The 23616-nt window shown below is 67.1% G+C and carries 26 protein-coding genes and 1 pseudogene; 9 read left to right on the top strand and 18 right to left on the bottom strand.

The genetic code is table 11. The features are described 5' to 3' along the window. Nucleotides 1–66: 66 nt before the first annotated feature. Nucleotides 67–564 carry a GAF domain-containing protein gene (locus FBY28_RS22780; RefSeq protein ID WP_141869491.1) on the bottom strand — a complete coding sequence of 166 codons (498 nt, stop codon included), beginning with the start codon at nt 562–564 and terminating at the stop codon, nt 67–69. Between the two features lie 96 nt (nt 565–660). Continuing rightward, nucleotides 661–1488 carry a DUF1206 domain-containing protein gene (locus FBY28_RS22775; RefSeq protein WP_141869490.1) on the bottom strand — a complete coding sequence of 276 codons (828 nt, stop codon included), beginning with the start codon at nt 1486–1488 and terminating at the stop codon, nt 661–663. 88 nt (nt 1489–1576) lie between these two features. On the opposite strand from FBY28_RS22775, the gene FBY28_RS22770 reads away from it, so the two are divergent. Both FBY28_RS22770 and FBY28_RS22765 read left to right on the top strand, forming a co-directional pair. Next, nucleotides 1577–2200 (top strand): superoxide dismutase, encoded by a 624-nt coding sequence (locus tag FBY28_RS22770; protein ID WP_141869489.1) that lies wholly within the window; start codon nt 1577–1579, stop codon nt 2198–2200. Nucleotides 2201–2272: 72 nt separating this feature from the next. Further along, nucleotides 2273–3091, top strand: a complete 819-nt coding sequence (locus FBY28_RS22765; protein WP_141869488.1) for a DUF1206 domain-containing protein — start codon at nt 2273–2275, stop codon at nt 3089–3091. A 19-nt stretch (nt 3092–3110) separates the two neighbouring features. Here the strand turns inward: FBY28_RS22765 and FBY28_RS22760 are convergent, their stop codons facing one another. Beyond that, nucleotides 3111–3476, bottom strand: coding sequence for a heme-binding protein (locus tag FBY28_RS22760; RefSeq protein ID WP_019511333.1), 366 nt, complete (start codon nt 3474–3476; stop codon nt 3111–3113). An 85-nt stretch (nt 3477–3561) separates the two neighbouring features. On the opposite strand from FBY28_RS22760, the gene FBY28_RS22755 reads away from it, so the two are divergent. From FBY28_RS22755 to FBY28_RS26455, 5 genes are read left to right on the top strand one after another with little or no spacing between them, the layout of a single operon-like run. Further along, nucleotides 3562–4455 (top strand): hypothetical protein, encoded by an 894-nt coding sequence (locus tag FBY28_RS22755; protein ID WP_141869487.1) that lies wholly within the window; start codon nt 3562–3564, stop codon nt 4453–4455. Between the two features lie 50 nt (nt 4456–4505). Next, a complete protein-coding gene (locus tag FBY28_RS22750; protein ID WP_141869486.1) occupies nt 4506–5522 on the top strand; it encodes an iron ABC transporter substrate-binding protein in 1017 nt (338 codons plus the stop codon). Continuing rightward, the gene (locus FBY28_RS22745; RefSeq protein ID WP_141869485.1) at nt 5523–7079 is read left to right on the top strand and encodes an ABC transporter permease; all 1557 of its coding nucleotides are present in this window, start codon (nt 5523–5525) and stop codon (nt 7077–7079) included. Beyond that, a complete protein-coding gene (locus FBY28_RS22740; RefSeq protein ID WP_141869484.1) occupies nt 7076–8128 on the top strand; it encodes an ABC transporter ATP-binding protein in 1053 nt (350 codons plus the stop codon). Before FBY28_RS22745 ends, FBY28_RS22740 begins: the two co-directional genes overlap by 4 nt. Further along, nucleotides 8125–10656 carry an AMP-binding protein gene (locus tag FBY28_RS26455; protein ID WP_216847904.1) on the top strand — a complete coding sequence of 844 codons (2532 nt, stop codon included), beginning with the start codon at nt 8125–8127 and terminating at the stop codon, nt 10654–10656. Before FBY28_RS22740 ends, FBY28_RS26455 begins: the two co-directional genes overlap by 4 nt. Here the strand turns inward: FBY28_RS26455 and FBY28_RS26295 are convergent. The 3 genes and pseudogenes from FBY28_RS26295 to FBY28_RS22720 all read right to left on the bottom strand — a co-directional run. Further along, nucleotides 10599–11291: pseudogene (locus FBY28_RS26295) on the bottom strand (acyl-CoA thioesterase); the annotation flags it as partial. The gene FBY28_RS26455 and the pseudogene FBY28_RS26295 overlap by 58 nt on opposite strands. Before the next feature lie 23 nt (nt 11292–11314). Further along, nucleotides 11315–12511, bottom strand: a complete 1197-nt coding sequence (locus FBY28_RS22725) for a CoA transferase (RefSeq protein WP_141869482.1) — start codon at nt 12509–12511, stop codon at nt 11315–11317. A gap of 12 nt (nt 12512–12523) precedes the next feature. Next, the gene (locus FBY28_RS22720; protein ID WP_141869481.1) at nt 12524–13198 is read right to left on the bottom strand and encodes a hypothetical protein; all 675 of its coding nucleotides are present in this window, start codon (nt 13196–13198) and stop codon (nt 12524–12526) included. Between the two features lie 33 nt (nt 13199–13231). On the opposite strand from FBY28_RS22720, the gene FBY28_RS22715 reads away from it, so the two are divergent. Continuing rightward, complete coding sequence (locus FBY28_RS22715; RefSeq protein ID WP_141869480.1) at nt 13232–13927, top strand: dienelactone hydrolase family protein; 696 nt, start codon at nt 13232–13234, stop codon at nt 13925–13927. On the opposite strand, the gene FBY28_RS22710 is transcribed toward FBY28_RS22715, so the two are convergent. The 5 genes from FBY28_RS22710 to rplS form a co-directional block, all read right to left on the bottom strand. Then, complete coding sequence (locus FBY28_RS22710; RefSeq protein ID WP_141869479.1) at nt 13924–14343, bottom strand: nitroreductase family deazaflavin-dependent oxidoreductase; 420 nt, start codon at nt 14341–14343, stop codon at nt 13924–13926. The two genes, FBY28_RS22715 and FBY28_RS22710, sit on opposite strands and share 4 nt — an antisense overlap. Nucleotides 14344–14385: 42 nt before the next feature. Beyond that, on the bottom strand, nt 14386–14691 hold the full coding sequence (locus FBY28_RS22705) for a DUF2469 domain-containing protein (protein WP_019511324.1): 306 nt from the start codon (nt 14689–14691) through the stop codon (nt 14386–14388). Further along, nucleotides 14688–15422, bottom strand: coding sequence for a ribonuclease HII (locus FBY28_RS22700; RefSeq protein WP_141869478.1), 735 nt, complete (start codon nt 15420–15422; stop codon nt 14688–14690). The genes FBY28_RS22705 and FBY28_RS22700 overlap by 4 nt, the downstream gene beginning before the upstream one ends. 11 nt (nt 15423–15433) lie before the next feature. After that, nucleotides 15434–16243, bottom strand: coding sequence for a signal peptidase I (lepB, locus tag FBY28_RS22695; protein WP_141869477.1), 810 nt, complete (start codon nt 16241–16243; stop codon nt 15434–15436). Between the two features lie 73 nt (nt 16244–16316). Further along, nucleotides 16317–16658 carry a 50S ribosomal protein L19 gene (gene rplS / locus FBY28_RS22690; protein WP_019511321.1) on the bottom strand — a complete coding sequence of 114 codons (342 nt, stop codon included), beginning with the start codon at nt 16656–16658 and terminating at the stop codon, nt 16317–16319. Between the two features lie 290 nt (nt 16659–16948). On the opposite strand from rplS, the gene FBY28_RS22685 reads away from it, so the two are divergent. Next, nucleotides 16949–17890 carry a serine hydrolase gene (locus FBY28_RS22685; RefSeq protein WP_174241711.1) on the top strand — a complete coding sequence of 314 codons (942 nt, stop codon included), beginning with the start codon at nt 16949–16951 and terminating at the stop codon, nt 17888–17890. Between the two features lie 87 nt (nt 17891–17977). Here FBY28_RS22685 and FBY28_RS22680 read toward each other — a convergent pair whose 3' ends face one another. The 7 genes from FBY28_RS22680 to FBY28_RS22650 form a co-directional block, all read right to left on the bottom strand. After that, nucleotides 17978–19525: an ICP22 family protein gene (locus tag FBY28_RS22680; protein ID WP_141869475.1), complete on the bottom strand. Its 1548-nt coding sequence runs from the start codon at nt 19523–19525 to the stop codon at nt 17978–17980. 330 nt (nt 19526–19855) lie between these two features. After that, nucleotides 19856–20533: a tRNA (guanosine(37)-N1)-methyltransferase TrmD gene (gene trmD, locus FBY28_RS22675; protein WP_141869474.1), complete on the bottom strand. Its 678-nt coding sequence runs from the start codon at nt 20531–20533 to the stop codon at nt 19856–19858. Nucleotide 20534: 1 nt separating this feature from the next. Then, nucleotides 20535–21056, bottom strand: a complete 522-nt coding sequence (rimM, locus tag FBY28_RS22670) for a ribosome maturation factor RimM (protein WP_141869473.1) — start codon at nt 21054–21056, stop codon at nt 20535–20537. A 4-nt stretch (nt 21057–21060) separates the two neighbouring features. Beyond that, nucleotides 21061–21303 carry an RNA-binding protein gene (locus FBY28_RS22665; RefSeq protein ID WP_005148848.1) on the bottom strand — a complete coding sequence of 81 codons (243 nt, stop codon included), beginning with the start codon at nt 21301–21303 and terminating at the stop codon, nt 21061–21063. Then, a complete protein-coding gene (rpsP, locus tag FBY28_RS22660; RefSeq protein WP_141869472.1) occupies nt 21300–21755 on the bottom strand; it encodes a 30S ribosomal protein S16 in 456 nt (151 codons plus the stop codon). The genes FBY28_RS22665 and rpsP overlap by 4 nt, the downstream gene beginning before the upstream one ends. 184 nt (nt 21756–21939) lie before the next feature. Beyond that, the gene (locus tag FBY28_RS22655) at nt 21940–22356 is read right to left on the bottom strand and encodes a nuclear transport factor 2 family protein (RefSeq protein ID WP_141869471.1); all 417 of its coding nucleotides are present in this window, start codon (nt 22354–22356) and stop codon (nt 21940–21942) included. A gap of 19 nt (nt 22357–22375) precedes the next feature. Next, nucleotides 22376–23614, bottom strand: a complete 1239-nt coding sequence (locus tag FBY28_RS22650) for an osmoprotectant NAGGN system M42 family peptidase (RefSeq protein ID WP_216847902.1) — start codon at nt 23612–23614, stop codon at nt 22376–22378. Nucleotides 23615–23616: the final 2 nt, after the last annotated feature.

Raw genomic sequence — 23616 nt, 5'->3', positions numbered from 1 at the left:
CCCAGCGCCACCAACTGCCGACGCAGACCTACTAATCCACAATCACCGATTCATCCACAGACGCATTCACCCGAGCGCGTCGCCATCGGTGGCCACCACCTTCTCGACCTCGGTGCGCACCCGGTCCAGCTCAGCACGCTCATCGGCGGTGTACTCCCGCGCCGTGTCGTCCAGTACGCAGACCGTGCCGACCACTCGCCCATCGGCATCGTGCACGGCAACACCGAGATAGTTGTGCAATCCGAATTCGGTCTCGTCCTCGTTACCGGCAAAGATGGCGTCGACACGCGAATCCTGAACGAAGAGCGCCTCATCGGTATCCACCACCCGCTCGCAGTACAGCGGGGTCCGGCTGTCATCGGCGCCGGCCTTCTTACCCGCCGCACCCACGGTGTAATGCTTGGTCGCCTCTCCGGCGGTGGCCGCGACCACCATCGAGTCCGGATCCGAGCGCATCACCAGCACCGACTTGACGCCCAGGCGCGCGGCCAACTCCTCCAGCTGCGGCGCGATCCCGGACAGGGCCGGGGTGGAGTCGGTCTTGTGTGGCTCGGCGTGGCTCATGGCGGTGATTATCGAGGGCGCCCCATTGCGCACGCAATGGTTCTACTCAGGGTGTTCTTGTGAACCTGGGTCGAGGTACGGGCCCGCGGCCACCGCTCACATCCGCGAATACCGCGTCAGCGCAATGCTGTACAACCCGTAGGCGGCAAAGCCCGCCGCCGCGGCCAGCAAGGTCACCTGGCCGTATTCCGTCTGCCCCAGCGCCCGTACCGCTGCATCCAGTCCGGTCGCCCGCGCCGGATCATGCAGGAACGATGCCGCGATCACCGAGATCCCCGCCGCTGACAACACCAGCCCTTCGGCGACATGACCGACCAAACCCAGCACGGTCATCAGCTGTCCACCCCGCACCGTGAGGTCGCCGAGGAATTTCCGCGACGCGCCTTTGTAGATGAAGTAGCCGCCGAACGCCGCGATCGCCAACCCGACGGCGACCAGAACGGCCTTGCCACCACCGGTCTGCATCAGCCGCGCGCTCAGCCCGGCCGCCCGCTCACTGCCCTGCCTGCCCACGCCGATCGCGAACTGCACCGCCGCGAAGGCGAGCGCCAGGTAGACGACTGCCAGTCCGAGCGCCTTGAGCCGGTTGACCAACGGCGTATCCCGCTTGTCCGCGGTGGCGCTCTCACCCGGATGCAGCCCGAGCACCACCTCGGCCAATCGCCACATCGCCAATGCGAACAGACCGAATGCCACCACCCATAACGACATCGACCCGCCGCGCTGTCCGGCGAGCACCGCCAATGCCCCGGTCTGGTCGGCTTCTCCCCGGAACCCGAATGCGATGCGCGCGATGATGTAGGCGATCAACAGGTGCAGCATCCCGCTCACGGGGTATCCGATGCGGGCGATCGACTCGACGGTCCGACTTGCGGTGGCCCGGTTCACCGCGCCCTTGAAGGCACTCCACCTCGGGCCGGTCATGGCACCCATGGTGACGCAGCCGACGGTTGACCTCAAGGCCGCTTCAGGTTCTACCTTGGCCGAGGTACCCGCAACGAAAGGAAACCCGGTGGCTGAATACACCCTGCCCGACCTCGATTACGACTACGGCGCCCTGGAACCCCACATCTCCGGCCAGATCAACGAACTGCACCACAGCAAGCACCACGCCACCTACGTCAAGGGTGTCAACGACGCCGTGGCCAAGCTCGAAGAGGCCCGCGCAGGAGACGACCAGTCGGCGATCTTCCTCAACGAGAAGAACCTGGCCTTCCACCTCGGCGGCCACGTCAACCACAGCATCTGGTGGAAGAATCTCTCCCCCAACGGCGGCGACAAGCCCGAAGGTGACCTCGCGGCCGCCATCGACGACCAGTTCGGCAGCTTCGACAAGTTCCGCGCCCAGTTCACCGCGGCAGCCAACGGACTGCAGGGCTCGGGCTGGGCCGTCCTGGGCTACGACAGCCTCGGCGACCGCCTGCTGACCTTCCAGCTCTACGACCAGCAGGCCAACGTCCCGCTGGGCATCATCCCGCTGCTGCAGGTCGACATGTGGGAGCACGCCTTCTACCTGCAGTACAAGAACGTCAAGGCCGACTACGTCAAGGCCTTCTGGAACGTCGTCAACTGGGCCGACGTCCAGGACCGCTACGCACGCGCCACCACCAAGACCGGCGGCCTCATCTTCGGTTGACGGTTTCGCGCGCGTCAAAAAGGGGGTACCCGGGCCCATCGAAGACGTCAATCGGCGGTACGGGGAGACACCATGAAGACGAGCGCGAGCCCGGTCCACGGCGCGGTGGACCGGGCCACCGACAGCGACGCATTCCAGTACGGCGCCCGCGCCGGCTTCGCGGCCAGCGGCGTGCTACATCTGCTGCTCGGATACATCATCCTGCGGCTCGCGCTCGGCAGCGGCGGCAACGCCGATCAATCCGGTGCGCTGGCCACCCTGGCCGGCCAGACCGGCGGTCAGGTCATGCTGTGGATCGCGGCGCTGGGATTGTTCGCCCTCGGGCTGTGGCACCTGGCCGAGGCGGTGGTCGGATCCAAGCCGACCGAACGATCCGGAGACGACGACTCGCCGGCCTGGAAACGTGCCAAATCGGTCGGCCTTGCGGTCGCGAACATCGCAATTGCGTTCTCCGCATTGCGTTTCGCCACCGGAGGCGGTAAATCCAGCGGCCAGCAGAACTCGGGTATGTCGGCACAGCTGATGCAGTCCGGTTGGGGTAGGGCCGTGTTGATCGTGATCGGGCTCGGGGTTCTCGGTGTCGGCGGGTACCACGTCTACAAGGGCGTGTCGAAGAAGTTCTTCAAGGATCTGCGGGTCTCCGGCGGCACGGGTATGACCGCGGTCGGCATTGCCGGGTACACCGCCAAGGGGCTTGTGCTCGCCGGTGCCGGGATCCTCGTCATCGTCGCCACCCTGCAGGCCGACCCCGCGAAGGCCTCCGGTCTGGACGCCGCGGTCAAGACTCTGGGTCAGGCGCCGTTCGGCAAGTTCCTGCTGATCATCGCGGCCGTGGGGATCGCAGCCTACGGCGCCTACAGTTTCGTGCGCAGCCGGTACGGACGGCTCTGAGCCGTCCGTACCCGGCTCGTCAGCTCAGGGCGTCGATGAGTGCCGCCAGTTGACCGGGTGAGACCGCCACCCCGCACGAGCGGCGCAGATCGATCAGCGGTCTGGCGATGTTCTGCAGGTCCAGGAACTCACCCGGGTGGGTGAGAAAGTAACCGCGGATGGATTGCTCGGCCTCATTGGTCGGCTGATTGGCCGCCGCGGTCAACACATCGTTGGCCGACGGGTGCGTGTCCAGATAGCCACCGGCCTGCGCCAGCACACCGCTGGCCACGGTCGCCAGATTGCTCGCCGAGCATGGCGGAGCAGCCTGCGCTGCCGGGGCGGCCGAGACGGAGATGACGGACGCGGCGAGGCCGGCGAGCGCGAGCGTGGCAATCTGTTTCATGCCTCGATCCTGCGTGATCGGCCGTGCCCGCGCACCCGGTTGTCGCGAAATGGACATGTCGGACCCCATCGCTAGCGTCACGCCCATGTCCAACCCCACCCGTGTGCTCCGGTCCGATATCACCGCGCCCACCGGGTCGTTTGATGACGACGCCGCCATCGCGCTGGTCTCGCAATTCTGTGTCACCCACGATGTCGGCCACCGAACGGGCTACACCATCGTTGCCGCCCTCGATCGCGCGCTGCGTATCGCCTCGGTCATCGGCCCGGATCCACGCTGGCGCCGGATGCACCGGTGGTCCGGCAACCGCGATATCGAGGACGCTCCTGGCACGGTGCGGCTGCGTGACGAGCGCGACACTCTCTACAACCACTTCGTGGCGACCATGCCCGAAGCCGAGTGGCTGCCACCGAACACCATCGTCTCGGCACGCCGTTGGGCCCGCCACTGCGAGCCCATGCGTCGCGCGGTCCGCCTCGGCCTCGGCTGGATCCTGCCGATCCACGGCGAAGTGCTCCTGGTGCCGATGCCCACCACTCGCTACGAGAGTGCCGACACCGATGTCGTGCACTGCGATACCGGCCGCCCGGCGATCGAATGGTCCGACGGCACCGGAAGATTCCACCTGCACGGGGTCGAGTTCGACGAGGCCCTCTACCGGTGCGTGCTCGCCGGTGAGCTGTCCGTGCGCATGATCTCGTCGCGGTGCACTCGCGAACAGCGACCCGTCGCGCTGCGTTACCTGAGGTTCGACAGCGCCCGACAGGCCGGCGCCGCCCCGATCGGCGGCGGTCTCCACCGGCTGCCGCTGCCGCCGCGGCTGGCCAGAGATCGCACAGCAGGCCCGGGCCGGTGCCTGTACTTCCGTCGATTGGGCGACAGTCAGTCCATCCAGTGGGTCGATCCGCAGTCGGTGTTCGACGATCCGGAGGCGTTATTGCGGGCCGAGCGGGATGCCTTCCCGTTGCGCTGCCTGTGAATAGTGGGGGAAGGCAAACCTTACCTAGGTAGGGATGCAAGGATTGCCTCATGGGTATCCACTTCCGACGGGTGATGGCACTGCTGTCCGTCCTTGCTGTCGTATCGGCGGCGACCGCGTGCTCGTCCAGCGATCAAAGCGATGAACTGCTCATCTACAACGCGCAACACGAGTCGCTCACCAAGGAGTGGATCGACGCCTTCACCAAGGAGACCGGTATCAAGGTCACCTACCGCCAGGGCGGTGACACCGAGCTGGGCAACCAGTTAATCGCCGAGGGTGACTCCTCTCCGGCCGACGTATTCCTCACCGAGAACTCACCGGCGATGGCCGCCGTCGAGGACGCCGGGCTGTTCGCCGACGTCGACCCCGCAACCGTCGAACAGGTACCGGCCCAGTACCGGCCCTCGACGAACAAGTGGACCGGTGTGGCCGCGCGCTCGACGGTGTTCGTCTACAACACCAGCAAGGTGCAATTGGGGCAGCTGCCGCGGTCGATCATGGATCTGCAGAAGCCCGAATGGAAGGGCCGTTGGGGCGCTCCCCCGGCCAAGCCCGACTTCCAGGCCATCATCGCGGCGATGTTGCAGCTCACCGGCGAACAGGCCACCTCGGCCTGGCTGTCGGCGATGAAGTCCGATGCGACCTTGCTGCAGGACAACATCGCCACACTGCGCGCGGTGAACGACGGGGAGATCGACGGCGGGATCATCTACCACTACTACTGGTTCCGCGACCAGGCGAAGACCAAGGAAATCAGCGGTAACACCGCGCTGCACTACTTCCGCAACGAGGACCCGGGCGCCTTCATCAGCATCTCCGGCGGCGGCGTGCTCGAGTCCAGCAAGAAGAAGGACCAGGCCCAGCAGTTCCTGAAGTTCATCACCTCCAAGGCCGGCCAGGAGGTGCTGGAGAAGGGCACCTCGTACGAGTATCCGGTCGCCAGCGGCGTGCCCGCCAACCCGGCGCTGCCCCCGCTGGACACCCTGCAGGCGCCTGCGGTGGATCCGTCCACCCTCGACGCGGCCAAGGTGACGGACCTGATGACGAAGGCTGGCCTGCTCTAGGTGGTTTCCACGCACACCGACCGCCCGACTCCGGGACCGCGACCCGCCGCACGCCCCGGCCCGGCACTCACCGGCGCCATCGGCGTGCTGGTGGCCGCCACCTTCATCCCGCTCGGGTATGTGGTGTGGGCGGTCATCAGCACCGGACCGGATCGCATCTACGAGCTCGTGGTGCGGCCCCGGGTCGGTGAGCTGCTGCTCAACACCGTCGGGTTGGTCGTGGTGACGGTGCCGCTGTGTGTCGTGCTGGGTGTCGGTGCGGCCTGGCTGGTGGAGCGCACGGATGTGCCCGGCGCCGCGCTGTGGCGACCGCTGCTGGTCGCACCGCTGGCGGTTCCCGCCTTCATCAACAGCTACGCCTGGGTCAGCGTATGGCCGACCCTGCACGGCTTCGGGGCAGGCGTGCTGGTCGCCACGCTCTCCTATTTCCCGTTCGTGTTCCTGCCCGCGGCGGCGACCCTGCGGCGGCTGGACCCGGCCATCGAGGAGTCCGCGCGCGCACTCGGGTCGGGAACGGTCGGCGTCTTCGGCCGGGTGGTGCTGCCACAGCTGCGGCTGGCCATTCTGGGCGGCGGACTGCTCATCGGCGTGCATCTACTCGCCGAGTACGGCGCCTTCGCGATGCTGCGCTTCTCGACCTTCACCACCGCCATCTTCGAACAGTTCCAGGCAACTTTCGACGGCGCGGCCGGGGCAACCCTGGCCGGTGTCCTGGTGGTGCTGTGCCTGGTGCTGCTGGCCACCGAAGCGGTACTGCGCGGCCATGCCCGCTTCGCGCGGGTGGGCTCGGGTGCCCCGCGGGTGATGACTCCGATCCGGTTGGGCGGGTGGACCATTCCCACACTGGCCGGGCTGACGATCTTCGCGCTGTTGGCGCTTGGCGTCCCGGTCTACACGCTGCTGCGCTGGTTGTGGATCGGCGGGGTGGCGGTGTGGGATGCCGTCGACCTGACCCAGGCCATGGGGCAGACGGCAGTGCTGGCGGCGGTGGCGGCGGTGTTGACCACGCTGGCGGCTTTCCCGTTCGCGTGGCTCGCGGTGCGGTATCGCGGCGCACTGTCCCGAGCAGTGGAGGGCGCGAACTTCGTCACCAGCTCCATGCCCGGGATCGTCACCGCGCTGGCGTTGGTCACCGTCGCGATCCGCTTCGCTCCCCCGCTGTACCAGACGGTGTCCCTCGTGCTCGGCGCGTACGTTCTGATGTTCCTGCCGCGCGCGCTGGTCAGCCTGCGCGCCGGGCTGGCCCAGATTCCGCCGGGGCTCGAGGAGGCTTCGCGGTCACTGGGACTGTCGCCGACCCGCAGTTTCTTGCGGGTGACATTGCGGCTGATCGCCCCGGCGGCCGGCGCGGGAGCGGCGCTGGTGTTCGTGGCGGTGGCCACCGAACTGACCGCAACCCTGCTGCTCGCGCCCACCGGTACCCGCACGCTGGCCATGCGGTTCTGGTCGTTGTCCAGTGAGCTCGACTATGCCGCCGCCGCCCCGTACGCCCTGGTCCTGGTGGCGCTCTCCATCCCGGTGACGGTGGCACTCTTCCGCGAGGTGACGCATTCATGACCGATACGCTGGCCGTGCACGATCTGTCCAAATCCTTCACCGGCACACCGGTTCTCGACCAGGTGAACCTGACGCTGCCCACCGGCAGCATCACGGCCGTCGTCGGTGCCTCCGGGTGCGGTAAGACCACCCTGCTGCGCCTGGTCGCCGGATTCGACAAACCCGACTCCGGCACCATCGACATCGCCGGACGCCGGGTGGCCTCGGCCCAGTCCTGTGTTGCCCCGCATCGCCGTTCGGTCGGTTATGTCGCCCAGGACGGTGCGCTCTTTCCGCATCTGACGGTCGGAGCGAACATCGCCTACGGTTTGGACGGCTCACCCCGCCGCGCCGAGGTTCGGTCGAGGGTCGCCGAATTACTCGAAACCGTCTCACTGGAGCCGTCTTTCGCGCAGCGCCGGCCCCATGAACTGTCCGGCGGTCAGCAGCAGCGCGTCGCCCTGGCCCGTGCCCTGGCCCGCAAGCCGGCCCTGATGCTGCTCGACGAGCCGTTCTCGGCGCTCGACACCGGACTGCGTGCCGCCACCCGGCGTGCGGTCACCAAGGTCCTCACCGAGGCCGGGATCACCACCCTGCTGGTCACACACGACCAGGGCGAGGCGTTGTCGGTGGCCGATCAGGTCGCCGTCATGAGGGCCGGCCGGTTCACCGGGGTCGGCACGCCACAACAGGTCTATCGCGCCCCGGCCGATCGGTTCACCGCCGAGTTCCTCGGCGACTGCATTTTCCTGCAGGCGACCGTCCGTGATGGAGCGGCCGACTGTGCGCTCGGTCGGATACCGCTGTCGGGGACACCGGCCGCACGCTCGGGCACCGTCTTGCTGCGTCCGGAGCAATTGGTGGCCGCCACGATCGCCGATGCCGGACCGCACCCCGAACCCGGTATCGGCACGGTGCTGGCCACCGAATTCCTCGGCCACGACGTGCTGCTCACCGTCGATATCGGCGAGACTGCTCCGATCACGGTGCGCCAGCACAGCATCGACCCGCCCGCGGTGGACACCAAGGTCCGCCTCACGGTCCTGGGTACCGCCCTGATGCTGCCATGAGAGATCTGATCGCCCATCTGCGTCGTCACGGTGAGCGCCCGGCAGTGCACACCGCAGAGACCACGGTCAGTTATCGGGCACTTGCCGGTCTCGTCGAGGCCGCAGCCACCGAACTCGGTGGTCCCCGCAAGCTCGTGCTGCTGGAGACCCGCAACGATATCGACACGCTCACCTGGTACCTCGGCGCGCTCGCCGCGGGACACGTCGTGCTGCCGGTGCCACCCGGCGGAGACCACAGCGACCTGCTGGACACCTACGCGCCCGATATCGTCATCGACGCGCTCGGCGCACACCCCCGCCGGGCGCCCGAGCGTGTGCTGCATCCCGACCTGGCGCTGTTGATGTCCACCTCGGGCACCACCGGCTCACCCAAGCTGGTCAGATTGTCGGCCGAGAACCTCATCGCCAATGCCCGTTCCATCGCCGAGTACCTCGACATTCGCGATACCGATTGTGCGGCAACGACGTTACCGATGTCCTACTGCTATGGACTGTCGGTCGTGCACAGCCACCTGCTGCGCGGTGCTGCCCTGCTGCTGACCGAGCTGTCGGTGATCGACGCACAGTTCTGGGATGTGTTCCGTGCCCATCGGGCCACGACGTTCGCCGGGGTGCCCTACACCTTCGACCTGTTGGACCGCATCGGATTCGACTCGATGGATCTACCGCACCTGCGTTACGTCACCCAGGCCGGCGGCGCACTGGCACCTCGGCGGGTGCGCGCCTTCGCCGAGCTCGGTCGCCGAAACGGATGGCAACTGTTCGTCATGTACGGCGCCACCGAGGCCACCGCCCGAATGGCCTATCTGCCACCTGAATTCGCCGCCGAGCGCCCCGAGGCGATCGGGCGCGCGATTCCCGGTGGACATCTGCGCATCGACGGAGACGTCGCCGACGGCGACCAGGGTCGCATCGGTGAGCTCGTCTACACCGGACCCAATGTGATGATGGGGTACGCCCACGACCGTGCCGACCTGGCGACCGGCCGCGTCATCACCGAATTGCGCACCGGCGACCTGGCGCGTGTCGGTCCCGACGGTCTCTTCGAGGTCGTCGGCCGCGCCAATCGCATCGCCAAGCTGTTCGGCCTGCGCATCGACCTACAACGGGTCGAGTCGGCGTTGCGCGAGCGTGAGCTTCCCGCGCTGTGTGCCGTCCTCGACGAGGTCATGGTCGTCGCGACGACCGCCCCGACATCGGCGGTGCGCAGCGCGGTCACCGAGATCACCGGTCTGCCCGCCGGGTCGGTCGACGTCGTCGCGGTCGAGCGGTTGCCCATGTTGTCCTCGGGCAAGCCGGACTATCCGGCGGTGCAGGCGCTGCGCACCGAGCAGACCGCCGCCGCCACCCCGTTGCGCGCCATTTTCGCCGACGTCCTGCACCTCGACCGCGCAGGCATCGATCCCCACGCCAGTTTCGTCGACCTCGGCGGGAACTCGCTGACCTACGTGTCCATGTCGGTGCGCATCGAACGCGCCCTGGGCATGCTCCCCCGGCAATGGGCCCAGCTGTCGCTGGCCGAACTGGAGGCGCTGCAACCGCGGCGGCGCCGATGGACGGCCACCATGGATACCAGTGTGGCGCTGCGCGCCGTGGCGATCGTGCTCATCGTCGGATCACATGCCGAACTGTTCAAGATGTGGGGTGGTGCGCACATCCTGCTCGGTGTCGCCGGCTACAACTTCGGACGGTTCTGCCTGACCGGGGTCCCCCGCACGGAGCGGATCCGCCAGCTCCGCAACACGATCGGCTGGATCGCCGTACCGACCATCCTGTGGATCGCGATCACCATGTCGTTCAGCGACGACTATGGTTGGACGAATCTGCTGCTGGCCAACAAGATTCTCGGGCCATTCGACAGCATGACAGCGGGCCGGTTGTGGTTCATCGAAGTGCTCGTCTGGGTCCTGGTGTTGCTGACGCTGGCGCTGGCGCTACCGGCGGTCGACCGGATCGAACGAGCGCACGGCTTCGGCGTCGCCGCGGTGTTCCTGGTCGCCGGGCTGATCCTGCGCTATCTGGTGACCGGGGAGGCCGCCTGGTTCAGCATGGCCGCCTTCTGGTTCTTCGCCGTCGGGTGGGCGGTCTCGAAGGCGACCTCGGGGTGGCAACGTGCCGCGGTCACCGCGGTGACCGCCGTGGGTGTGTACGGGTACTTCGCCGACCCGGTCCGGGAGGCATTGGTTCTCGGCGGTCTGGCATTGCTGATCTGGTTGCCGTCACTGCGTTGCCCGATACCGGCCGCGGGCGTGCTCGCCGTGCTGGCCGATGCCTCGCTCTACATCTATCTGACGCATTTCCAGGTCTACCCACTGTTCGGTGAGCACCGGTTGGCGGGTGTGCTGGCCGCTCTGGCGGTCGGAGTCGGGGTGGCCCAGGCGATCCGCCGGTTGCGTCAGCGGTTGGCGGCCAGCCCCTCCTGGACCATGGTGGCGGCGATTGCGCCGTCGGCGCGCACCAGCGATGCGGAGACGACGCCGCGCCCCCGGGCCGCCGCCGGGGACCGGGATTCCAGCAGATTCCACTGATCGGCGAAGACGGGCCGGTGAAACCACATCGACGTGTCGGTCGTGCCACCGCGGTAGGTGCGATCGCGCATCGAATGCCCGTGCACTGCGAAGATCGGGTCGACGCCGTAGAGGTCGGTGATGTAGACCGCGACCAGGGTGTGCAGCACCGGATCTGCGGGCAACGCAACCGTGGCGCGCCACCAGAAACGCCGCACGAAGTCCGGCCCGTCGCCCTGATCATCGACCCGGATCTCGAATTCGTCCAGGGGCACCGACGGTGACGGGCCCAGGGATCGGTCAGGGTCCAACGCGTCCGGATGTGTGGGCATCGGATGCGTGCCGTGCTCGGGCCCGGCCATCTCGGCCGAGAACGACACCGTCGCCGTGTTGAGCAGGCGGTCGTGTTGGCGGCCCTCGACCCGGCGCGCCGCGGCGGTCCTGCCGTCGTAGACCCGCTCGACGCGGTAATCGGCTCCGTCACCGGCCTCCCCGCCGCGCAGGAACTGCAGGTGCATGTTGGTCACCCGCTTCTCGGCGGGCACCGTGGCGATGGCCGCCGCCAGGCTCTGCGCGGCGAACAACCCGCCGAAGGATCGCTTGCCCTCGGGGCCCGCACCAGACCCGTGCCAGCTGTCGACCCCGGTCTGCCGCACGGTCAGCAGGTCGGTCAATGTGCTCACGCGACGACTCCCGACCCGACCAGTGCCTCGATCTCGGTGTCGGAAAGACCCAAGGTCGCGAGCACCTGTGCCGTGTGGTCACCGAGCGCCGGTGCGGGTACCGCCGGTGGATAACTGCCGTCGGTGGCGATGGGAAGCCCCGGTGCCAGATACCGGCCGATCCGGGGCTGATCCATGCTGGTGAACAGTGGATTGTCGGTGACGCGCGGGTCGGCGGCGACCTCGGAGAAGCTGCGGTAACGCTCCCAGAGCACCGAGGTGGGTGTCAGGGCGGCGGTGATCTCCGCGGCGCTGTGCTGAGCGAACCACAGGGTGAACAGACCGGTCAGGGCGTCACGATGCCGGTAACGCTGCCCCTCGTCGGTGAAGTCCACCCCCAACGCCACGCCGAGCGCGTCGACCGCCGCGGTGGTCCCCGTGACATCGGCGAGATCCCGAAAATGCCTGCCGGTCAATGCGACAACCATGAATACGGCGCCATCGCTGCTGGTGAAGTTCTGACCGTACTGGCCGTACAGGGAGTTCCCGAGGCGAGGGCGTTCTCCCGCCCCGAGCAACACCTCGGTGAGAAAACCGAGGTTGCCCGCCGTGGCGAGCGCGACGTTCTCCAGCGGTATCGTGATGCGCTGACCACCTGCGCCGACATCACGTGCCCGCAGCGCCGACACCACTGCCAGCGCGGTGTACAGCCCACAGGACACATCCCAGGCCGGCAGTACGTGATTGACCGGGGCGTCGCACTCGGCGGGCCCGGTGATCAGCGGGAATCCGACCGCGGCATTGACCGTGTAGTCGACACCGGTCCCTCCGTCGGCACGACCGGAGATCTCGACGTGGATGAGGTCGGGACGCAGGGAAACCAATTCGTCATAGGAATGCCATTGCCGCCCAGCGACGTTGGTGATGAGGACGCCGGCATCGGCGATCAACCTGCGGACGATCTGCCTGCCTTCGGCCGAGCGGATGTCGACCGCGACGGACTGCTTGCCCTTGTTCAGTCCGGCCCAGTAGATGCTGTCGCCGGCTTCGGTGACGGGCCAGCGTCGGTAGTCGGCGGCACCACCGACGGGATCGACGCGGATCACCTCCGCGCCCAGCTGTGCCAGCGTCATACCCGCCAGCGGCACCGCCACGAAACTCGATATCTCGATGATGCGCACCCCGGCCAGAGGTCCGTGCGCCACGCCAGTCATCCGGTCAAGCTATCAACCCCGGATCAGCACAGCCCGGTCCCGGCTACCGGTGAGCAGTGCGCCACGACCGTTGTCGATCACCACACCGCGCACCCGGCGGGAGCTCGAGGCGGCGTCGTCGATTTCGCAGGTGACCTCTTCGGCCAGCACCGAACGCCCCTGGTGGGTGAAAAGATAGCGGTAGCGGGTCTCGGTTTCACCATGAGCGAGTTTCGCGGATTCGACGTCCAATTCGACGTCATCGGGCTTGTCGATGCCCAGCGCCGCCAGGACACCCTCGACCGACAGCCGATCCAACGTGATCTCGCGGCAGCTCTCGGAGGACAACCGAACCGCATCGGGGCGCTCGGATGCCGCCAGGAAGCGGACGAGGCGCCAGCTGTCGTCGACACCGCGCAGGGCGATCCGCCGGCCGTCCGGGCGTAACTCGGCGACCAGGACACCGTCATCGACGAAGAGCACCGTCGCACCGTCAATCGGCCCCAGCCCAGCCGCCGCCCGCCGCAATGCGGACAGATCCCACGGCCGCACCCTGGCGCCGAGTTCGTCGGCGGACAGCGCGTGCACCGCGGCCGCGACGGCCGCTCGGATGGGGCCCTTGTTACAGCGCAGTGGCACGTCGTCGCGTTGACGCATCCGCTGCAGCGCGACGACGACCTCCGGTGCCAGGTCAACAGAGTCAGACACGACAAGCGACATTACGGCCTCTAGGTTTGGGTGATGAGCACCATCACCCTGGACACCCCCGAGGGTCCCATCGACGCACTGATCGGCACCCCCGCGGGTGCCGGACCGTGGCCCGGCGTGGTGATCGTGCACGACGCCATCGGCTACCGTCCCGACAAGGAGGCCGTCTCCGAACGGGTCGCGGCCGCCGGCTACCTGGCCATCACCCCGAACCTGTACGCCCGCGGCGGCCGCGCCCGCTGCATCACCACGGTGATGCGGGCAGCGCTGACCAAACAGGGCCCGGCCATCGACGACATCCTGGCCGCCCGGCGCCATCTGATCGAGCGAACCGACTGCACCGGCACGATAGGGATCGCGGGATTCTGCATGGGTGGACAGTTCGCGCTGATCCTGTCGCCCAAGGGCTTCGGCGCGGCGGCGCCGTTCTACGGGACACCGCTACCGAAGAATCTGGCGGACACGCTGCGCGGCGCCTGTCCCATCGTGGCGAGTTTCGGCGCCAAGGATCCGCTGGGCCGCGGTGCGCCTGCCGCTCTGAACAAGGCGGTCGGAGCCGAGCAGATCGACGCCGATATCAAGGTCTATCCCGACGCGGGCCACAGCTTCGCCAATCAACTGCCCGCCCAGGCACTGTTGCGGGTGACGGGCTTCGGCTACAACGAAGCCGTCGCCGAGGACGCGTGGAAGCGGGTGTTCACCTTCTTCGACGCGCACCTACGCGGTTAGGACCGCACCAGCTCCACCACCGGGATCACCCGGTCTGTCTTGCGCTGGTACTCCCCGAACTGCGGTTGGAGCGCAACCTGTTTGGCGTACACCTCGTCCCGCTCGGCGCCTTCGAGGACCCGGGCCGAGGCCTGGTAGGTCTCGGTGCCGCGTTCGACCGTCACCTGCGGGTGGGCGACCAGATTTCGGTACCAGTCCGGATTGGTGTCCGCGCCGGCCTTGCTGGCGAAGATGTAGACCTTGCCGTCGTCGATGAGAGGTACCAGTGGCGCGATGCGCTCGGTTCCCGATTTCGCACCGATGTGGTGCAGGAGGATCAACGGCTTACCGGCGAAAACCCCGCCCGCCTGGCCGCCGGTGGTGCGGAACTCCTCGATGACGGCCTGGTTCATCGCGTCGATGGCTGTTTTGTCCATACCGACTACATACCCGAGCGGCCGGACGCATATTCCCGAGGATCAGTCGGGTAGGCGTAACTCGGGCTTCTCGACCTCTTCGATGTTGACGTCTTTGAAGGTGATGACCCGGACCTGCTTGACGAAGCGCGCCGGGCGATACATGTCCCACACCCAGGCGTCGGCGAGCCGTAGCTCGAAGTAGACCTCACCGTCGGCGTTGCGGGGCACCATCTCGACGCTGTTGGCGAGGTAGAAGCGTCGTTCGGTCTCCACCACGTAGCTGAACTGCCCGACGATGTCCTTGTACTCGCGGTACAGCGAGAGCTCCATCTCGGTTTCGTACTTCTCGAGATCCTCGGCACTCATCTGCTCTGCTGTCCTTCGTCTAGGTTGGCATCCATCATTCCCCACCCGGCGTCACCATCAAAGCTGCGCGCCGCCGCTCCCGGGCCCGCGACTCGCCGGACGTTCGCAAACGAGTACCGGTGTTCGGCGCACGGCCCGAGCGTCTCCAGCGCGGCGGTGTGTACCGGTGTGCTGTAGCCCTTGTGTTCGGCGAAGCCGTAGCCAGGGTGTTCGCGGTCCATCGCCACCATCAGCCGGTCCCGGCTGACCTTGGCAAGCACGCTGGCCGCGGCGATGCAGGCGGCCGCCGCATCGCCGCCGATCACCGGCAGGGAGGGCATCGGCAGCCCGGGGACACGAAAGCCGTCGGAGAGCACATAACCCGGCCGCAGCGGCAACCCTGCCACCGCGCGCCGCATGCCCTCGATGTTGGCATGGTGCACCCCGCGCCTGTCGACCTCGACCGACGGTATGAAGACCACGTGATAAGCCAGCGCGTAACGACGGATCAGCGGGAAGAGTCGTTCCCGCTCGACCGCGGTGAGTTTTTTCGAGTCATCAAGGGCGGCAAGGCTTTTGAACTTATTGGGCCCCAGAACGCAAGCTGCGACCACCAGCGGACCTGCGCATGCGCCGCGGCCGACCTCGTCGACGCCGGCCACCGGGCCCAGTCCACTGCGGTAGAGCGCCGATTCCAGGGTGCGCAGGCCGGATCTGCGGATCACGGCTCGGGGCGGCCAACTCGCCGGCACAGCACCGGCTCCTAGTCGGCCTGCGGGTTCACGCTGTCCACGCCGCCCCACCGGCCCGGCGGCCACGCGATGAACCGGGCCTTACCGATGACGTTGGCGACCGGGACCGTGCCCGCCTCCGGATCACCGGTGCAGATCAGCCCACGTTGCGCGTCCTGCGGCAGGTTCGCGCAACGGGAGCGCGAGTCCGCCGAATGCGTGCGGTTGTCGCCCATCACCCACAGCTTGCCCTCGGGCACGGTGACCGGCCCGAACTCGTTGCCGAGGCACGGGTAGACCGCCGGGTCGGCGTTCATCGTGGTGGGGTCCAGGTAGGGCTCGTCGAGTTTCTTGCCGTCGACTGTGAGACCGGTGGACGCGCGACATTGCACGGTCTGTCCGCCGACCGCGATCACCCGCTTTACCAGGTCGTTCTCGTCGGGTGGCACGAAGCCGATGAACGAGAGCGCATTCTGCATCCAGCGGATCGCGGTGTTGTCCGACCGGATCGACTTGTAGCCGATGTTCCAGTTCGGCGGACCCTTGAAGACGACGACATCGCCCGGTTCGGGTTCGGTGAACCGGAAGGTGAGCTTGTCGACCATGATCCGGTCACCGACGCAACCCGGGCAGCCGTGCAGCGTCGGCTCCATGGACTCCGAGGGAATCAGGTACGGACGGGCCACGAAGGTCAACATCACGTAATAGAGCACAAGTGCGATGGTGACCAGGATGGCGCCCTCACGCAGGGCGCCGCCCTTCTTCTTCGGCTTGTGCTGCTCGTCGCCGTCGGTATCGGTACCCGATTCCGGATTGGCGGTTTCCTCGGCGTCGTCGGTCACGGCATCAGGGTAGCCAGCATGGCTGAAAGCAGCCGGACCGGCGGGCGTGTCGTCATGACCTGACCGGTCAGCGTCAGCGCTTTTCCTTGATCTTGGCCTTCTTGCCGCGCAGCTCGCGCAGGTAGTACAGCTTGGCGCGACGGACGTCACCACGGGTGGCGACATCGATGTGGTCGATGTTGGGCGAGTGCACCGGGAAGGTCCGCTCGACGCCGACGCCGTAGCTTTCCTTGCGCACGGTGAAGGTCTCGCGGGCGCCGCCGCCCTGGCGCCGGATCACGACACCCTTGAAGACCTGGATACGTTCCTTGGAACCCTCGATGACCTTGACGTGCACGTTGACGGTGTCGCCGGGGCCGAATACCGGGATGTCGTCGCGCAGCGACGCCTGGTCGACGAAGTCAAGCGTGTTCATCGGTGACTCTTCCTTGCTGTGGGCGGCTCTTCGCGGGCGGCGCAACGTTCGCGCAGCCGAGCCGACGTATTCGGGCGGATCTGACTGGACGTGCCAGGCAGCAGGGACTGACCCTGCGCAGGCAACTGTTCAATTGTGCCAGACGAGGCGCGACAGGCGAAATCGCACACCGGTCGGCCCGGGCTGCAGCGGCCTGCGACGGTGATTAGGCTACTGGTCACCGGGGTAGATGACATGCCTGAGCCACCGTGGCCGGCGATCCCCATCCACCTGAGAACCTGGAGGACTCCATGCCGCGGCCGGTGACCGCCTTCCACCTGGTCTTGGCAGCGGCGTGTACGACAGCTCTGGTGGCCGGGTGCGAAGCCAAGGGGTACGGCGCACCTGCGGTATCACCCGAGGCGCCTCAGCTCACCGTGGCCGCGCCACTGGCGACGGCGGCACCGCTCCCCCAAGCTCCACCCGATCAGCCCGCCGCAACCTTCGACGGGCTGCAGAACCGGGTAAACAAGGCCAGCGACGATGCCGCCGCGGCCGGCGCCGACCTGACGGTCGCGATCCTGGACCGCGATACCGGCCAGATGGTGACCAACGGGGCTCCGGACCCCGTCGCGATCGCCTCGGTGGTGAAACTGTTCATCGCCGACGATCTGCTGCTCCAGGAGTCCGAGGGACAGGCAGAACTCAGCCCCGAGGACCGCGTGATGCTCGACGTGATGTTGCGATCCTCCGATGACAGCGCCGCCGAGGTGTTCTGGAATCGCAGCGGGGGCACCGACATCATCGATCGCGTCGTCGCGCGATATGGCCTGTCGACGACCAGCGCGCCGGGCAACGGGCGGTGGTTCAACACGACGAGCACGGTGACCGACCTGGTCCGCTATTACGACAAGCTGCTCGCCGGCACGGGCGGGCTTCCGCCGGAGCGGGCGAGCATCATCATTGCCAACCTGTCACAGTCCACCCCGACCGCGCCCGACGGCATGGTGCCCGGTGGGGTCTATCCGCAGCGCTTCGGCATCCCGGAGGGGATTCCCGGCGAACCGGTCGCGGTCAAGCAGGGCTGGATGTGCTGTGTCGGCGCCGACTGGATGCACCTGTCCACCGGTGTCATCGGCCCCGATCGCCGGTTCGTGATGGCCATCAGCTCCATGCAGGCCACCGGAGACGACGCGGCGCGCGAAACCATCACCGATGCCGTCCGCACGATCTTCCCCGGCGGGCACCTCTAGGGGCGAGACGAACCGTGGGGATGACCTGTCGGTCACCCCCACGGACAGGGCCTTCAGGACAGGCCCCTCATCTCATGTCGCCAGAGATCACTCTCCGCTGTCGAATCCGGATCCGCTCGACGTGGTGTCGCCGCGATCGGAGTCGCCGGAGTCCTTGGCACCCGTGGACTCGTTGGAGCCCTTGGCGCCCTTGGCCTCACCGGAGTCCTTGGCGTCCTTGGACTCGCTGGAGTCCTTCTCGTTCTTCTCGTTCTTCAGGTCATTCTTGAGCTCGTTCTTCAGGTCGTCCTTGGAATCCTCGGAACCCTCGTCGCCCTTAAGGCCATCGGCCAGGTCGACGGCCTGCGCACCGCCGCCGGCATCGGTGAGATCGGCAGCATCGCCGCCGGTCCCATCGGTCACCTCATCAACGACCTCGGTGGCCTCGGTGGCCTCGTCGGCGACGGTCGACTCCCCCGAAACCGGCTCACCCGCAACAGGATCGGTCACCTCTTCGACCGATTCGGGCGAGTGGTCCTCGACATCGGACCGCAAGCCCGTCTGCAGCACCAAACCGGCGGCCGGATCGGTTTCCTGCTCTGCCGCCGCCTCGGGCACCGGTTCGGGCCGAGGAACGTTGAGGGCACGGGCGATCTGCTGCGGCAGCTGCGCGAAGAAGAAATCGAAGGTGCCCTGCGGGGAGAACAGACCCGGGAAGGTCTGGCCGCTGCCCGGCTCCCAGATGGGATCGTCACCGCCGAGGAAGCCCGGCACGTAACCGTTGACGAAGGCACTCATGATCTTCACCGGCGCGTTGACCAGATGGCTGAGAGCATCCACCAGGTTGCCGCTCATCACCGCCGACATCGTGGCCTGGACGATCTCGACGGTCTGGAATGTCGCCGTCACCGCGGGCGCCAGCATGGCCCTGCCGAAGTTGCCGATCACACCGCGCGACAACAGGCCGGGGCCATCGAGCTCGCCATCGGGCCTGACCGTGGTCATCCACGACGTGCCGAGAATCCGGCCGAGGGTACCCAGGCCCAGATCGTCGAGGAAGTCGCCAGGGATGCGCAGCAGGTCCAGCGACGCGGCACGCAGGTGCACCAGCCCGTCCACCAGGAACCAGTAGTTCAGTTCGCCGAAGGCCTCCACGACCTTGCCCTGGGCCAGCAGGCCCGCGACCAGCGGAAGCACCGCCGGGCGGATGACCTGCTCACCGGTCTCCGGATCCAGGATCGGCCGGCCGGCGGTGTCGAAGGACGGGCGACTGACCACCAGTGCTGCCAGCGCGTTGAAGGCCGCGCTGCCGATGTCGCTTGCACCTTCGAGGATGCGTGGGCCGTACTTCCCGGGGGCCGCGACGGTTGCGCCGATGGTGCGACCGGGGTTGAAGACGTTGCGGACGGTATCGGCCAGTTCAGCCTGGACGGCCGGTGTGCCCAGGGTCGCACCGAGCGTGGTCCACTGGGTGTTGATGTTGCCGCCGAGGGTGTTCAGGTTGTTGCCGGTGGCTTGTAATGCGCTCTGCAGCACCACGAACGGGTTCTCGAACGCCGCGAGCTCGACGGCTTGGTGACGGGCCTGGGTGCTGGCCGCCAGCGCTGTCGGTGCCGTCACCACGGGGGCAGCGACGAGGGCACCTGCGGTTGCCATCGCCACACTGGCCGCAAAAAGTTTGCCAGGACGGGGAGCCGATGTCGACTCGTTCGGGGAGCCGAAACTGTGCTCCGATGAGTCGGCAGGTAGAGACTTTGGCACGAATTCTCCTTTTTTGACAGCGGTGTCAGCTAGACGCGTCGGAACGTTAGCTGCACTGTACGGAGAACACAATAGGTATGCCTAACCTATGTTGAGAGAACTCTCAGCTTTCTCAGCGCTGTTTTCCTGCCGGTCGGTCGGCACCGACAAGAACAGACTTGGAAGCGAGTTCGGCTGTCCCTCATGCCGGCCGGGCTACCGGTGGCGGCACACCGCCGGCCCGGGTCAGTCGAGAAGGTCGGGCCTGCGTTCCCTGGTGCGTTGCACCGACTGGTCGTGGCGCCAGGCCGCGATCTTCGCGTGGTCGCCGGACAGCAGGACCGGTGGAACCTCCAGCTCACGCCAGACCGGCGGCCGGGTGTAGCTGGGCCCCTCGAGCAGTCCATCGGAATGCGAATCCTGTTGATGCGACTCGGGATTACCGAGCACTTCCGGTATCAGCCGAACCACGGCCTCGATCATCACCAACGCGGCCGATTCGCCGCCGGCGAGCACATAGTCGCCGATCGACACCTCTTCGACCCGCATCCGCTTGGCGGCATCATCGGCCACCCGCTGATCGATACCCTCATAGCGTCCGCACGCGAACACCAGGTGATGCTCGGTGCTCCACCGTTGCGCGGTGCTCTGCGTGAACGGCCGCCCGGCAGGAGTGGGCACCACCAAAAGCGTTTCAGGCGTACAGATTTCGTCGAGCGCCGCTCCCCACACCGGCGCCTTCATCACCATGCCGGGACCACCGCCATAGGGTGAATCGTCGACCGACCTGTGCACATCGTGGGTCCAGCGTCGCAGGTCGTGTACCGCGAGTTCGACGATGCCGGCCTGTATTGCCTTGCCGGGCAAGGCTTCGTGAAGTGGATTGAGATAGGCGGGGAAGATCGTGATGACGTCCAGCCGCATATCAGTCCATATCGAGCAGGCCGTCGGGGGGATCGATATCCACGGTGCCGTCGGCCAACGACACGGCGGTGACGATGGCGCTGACGAACGGGACCAGCACCTCACGGCCCTCCGGGGTTTTGATCGACAGCAGCTCACCGGCCGCGGTGTGCAACACCTCGGCAACGGTGCCGATCACCGTGCCGTCGACGGTGCGCACGGCCAGCCCCTCGAGCTGGTGATCGTAGAACTCGTCGGGATCATCGATGGGTGGAAGCTGCTCGGTGTCGACGAGGAACAGAGTGCCGCGCAGCGCGTCGGCCCCATTGCGGTCGGACACGCCGGTCAACCGCATCAGCAGTCGACCGGCGTGCTCGCGCACCGTCTCTATGACAAAGCTTCGCTCCGGACCACCCCGGGCCGCGCGACCGCGCAACTGCGCACCAGGGACGAACCGCTGCGCCGGGTCGTCGGTACGGATCTCCACGACGACCTCGCCGGTGACACCGTGTGCCTTGGCGACCCGCCCGATGACCAACTCCATGACGCTATTGGTCGGTGTCCACCACGTCGACACGGATCCCGCGGCCGCCGATCCCGGCGACCAGGGTCCGCAGCGCGGTGGCGGTGCGCCCGCCGCGGCCGATGACCTTGCCCAGGTCCTCGGGGTGCACATGCACCTCGACCGTGCGACCACGACGGTTGGTGACCATGTCCACCCGGACATCGTCGGGATTGTCGACGATCCCGCGCACCAGGTGCTCTACGGCGTCGACGACGACGGAACTCATTCGGCGGCGGGAGCTTCGGCCGCGGCCTCTTCGGCAGGAGCCTCAGCACTGTCGTCGGCCTTGGGGGCCTTCTTCTTCTTCTGGGTCACGGCCTGACCGGTCGGCGCGTCATCGGCGGCGGCCAGTGCGGCGTTGAACAGATCCAGCTTGGAGGGCTTGGGCTCCTTGACCTTCAGGGTGCCCTCGGCGCCCGGCAGGCCCTTGAACTTCTGCCAGTCACCGGTGATCTTCAGCAGCGCGAGGACGGGCTCGGTCGGCTGCGCGCCGACGCCCAGCCAGTACTGCGCACGCTCCGAGTCGATCTCGATCAGGCTCGGCTCTTCCTTCGGGTGGTAACGGCCGATGACCTCGATGGAGCGGCCGTCGCGGCGGTTGCGCGCGTCGGCGACGGCGATGCGGTACTGGGGGTTGCGGATCTTGCCCATACGGGTGAGCTTGATTTTGACAGCCATGAATCACTCCTGTGCATTGCCACGCTGCAATTCGGCGATCTCCGGCGGGATGCCGGGATCCGGTTTTGCCTTACGTGTGTGACCGCCGCGCGGCGCATCTAACGGGTCGCGAACGGACAGCGGCCCATTCTGCCAGAGCAGCCAGGGCCCGCCCAAATTCAGGCCACCCGACGGCGGCGCCGACTCAGACGACCCGGTCGAAGCACTTCTCTTCGACGCGCTTGGTCATCCGCCAGCCCTCGGCGGTACGGACGAACTCGTCGTCGTACCAGAGCCCGCAGAAGAGGACCTGTCCGTCCCCTCCGAGCACCATCGGGTTGAAACACAGCGTGCGCGAGGTCGCGGTGTCGCCGGTGATCCGCACGTCGAAGTTGCCCAACATGTGCGCATAGGCCGGGAAGTTGGACAGCACCTCCGACAACCACGCCTTGACCTCTGGGTAGCGGCCGTCGACACCGCCCATGGCCCGGTAGTCGATATAGGCGTCGGGAGTGAACACCTGGTCGAGATCATCGAACCGGCGCGAGTCGATCGCGGTGGAGTAGGCGATGAGCAGTTGCTGTATTTCGAGACGGTCGGAGATCTCTTCGATGCTCAGCACGACTCGATTGAACCATTCATCACTGCTGGCCGGCGGGACCTTCCGCGGGCGGCCAGTGCTCGCCCGACCATTCGCCCGGTTCGGCGTGGTCGCCGCGGGACAGCGGCACCCACTGTTCGGTGGGTGCGGGCTGCTTCGACGACGGGAAGTCGCGCAGCTGGCCGGACGGTTTGGCATCCCATTTCGCGAACGTCAGCGGCGTCTGCAACCAGGCGAACAGCAGGTTGTAGACACCCTCAAGGGAATCGATGTGGGTGCGCTCCCAGCCGTGGCTGCCGTCCAGGCCGAATCCGACCAACGCGGCCCGGGTGTTGGCACCGGCCTCGATCGCCGCAGCCGCATCGGAGCGGTAGTAGCGGAAGACGTCGCGCGCATGCGGGATCTGGTGTTCCTCGGCCAGCCTGCACAACTTGCGCGTCAGGTGATAGTCGAACGGTCCGTGCAGATCGGCCATCGGGATGGTCACGCCGTCCTCGATGGAGTGCTGCCCGGGGGCACACACCGCGTTGTCGACCGACACCAGCTCGGCGACGTCGGGATCCAAACCGTGGCTGGCGCCGTGCCCGACCTCTTCGGTGATGGTGACCATGATCGTCGTCGTGTGCGGCAGCACGATCTTCTGCTCGGCGACGGTCTTGGCGAGCGCGAGTGCCACCGCGACACCGGCCTTACCGTCCAGATGCCGGGAGACGATGTAGCCGTCCGAGGTCAGCTCGGGGGCGGCGATCAATGCGACGAAGTCGCCGACCCGAAACCCGAGCCTTTCCAGCTCGGCCCGGTTGGTCACCTTGCGATCGATGCGGACCTCGACGTGTTCCCATTCGGTGGGCTGGGTGTCGATCTCGTCGCCGAACGCGTGCCCGGAGGCCTTGAGCGGCATCACCGTCCCGGTGAAGAACTCGTCGGCGTCGTCGGTGAAGATCCGCACCCGGGCGCCCGTGGCGAAACGGGCCGAGAACGTGCCCACCGGGATCAGCTCCAGGCGCCCGTTGTCCTTCAGATCGCGCACCATGCAGCCGATGGTGTCGGCATGCACCACCACCGCACGATCGGTGGTGCTGGATTCACCGGGCAGCACCGCGGTCAACGCACCGCGGCGGGTCAGGGTGAACGGCACGCCGATCTCGTTCAGTGTGTCGCCGATCAACTGCATCACCGCGTCGGTGCGACCCGACGGACTGGGCGTCTGCAGCATTGCCAACAGCGTGTCGATCATCCACGCCCGGGTCTCTTCCGGCATCACCGCACGTTCGGACACCA

It is taken from the genome of Arthrobacter sp. SLBN-53 (assembly GCF_006715585.1).
In the GTDB taxonomy this organism is placed as follows: domain Bacteria; phylum Actinomycetota; class Actinomycetes; order Mycobacteriales; family Mycobacteriaceae; genus Mycobacterium; species Mycobacterium neoaurum_A.
This window is presented reverse-complemented; position numbering and strand designations above follow the sequence as displayed.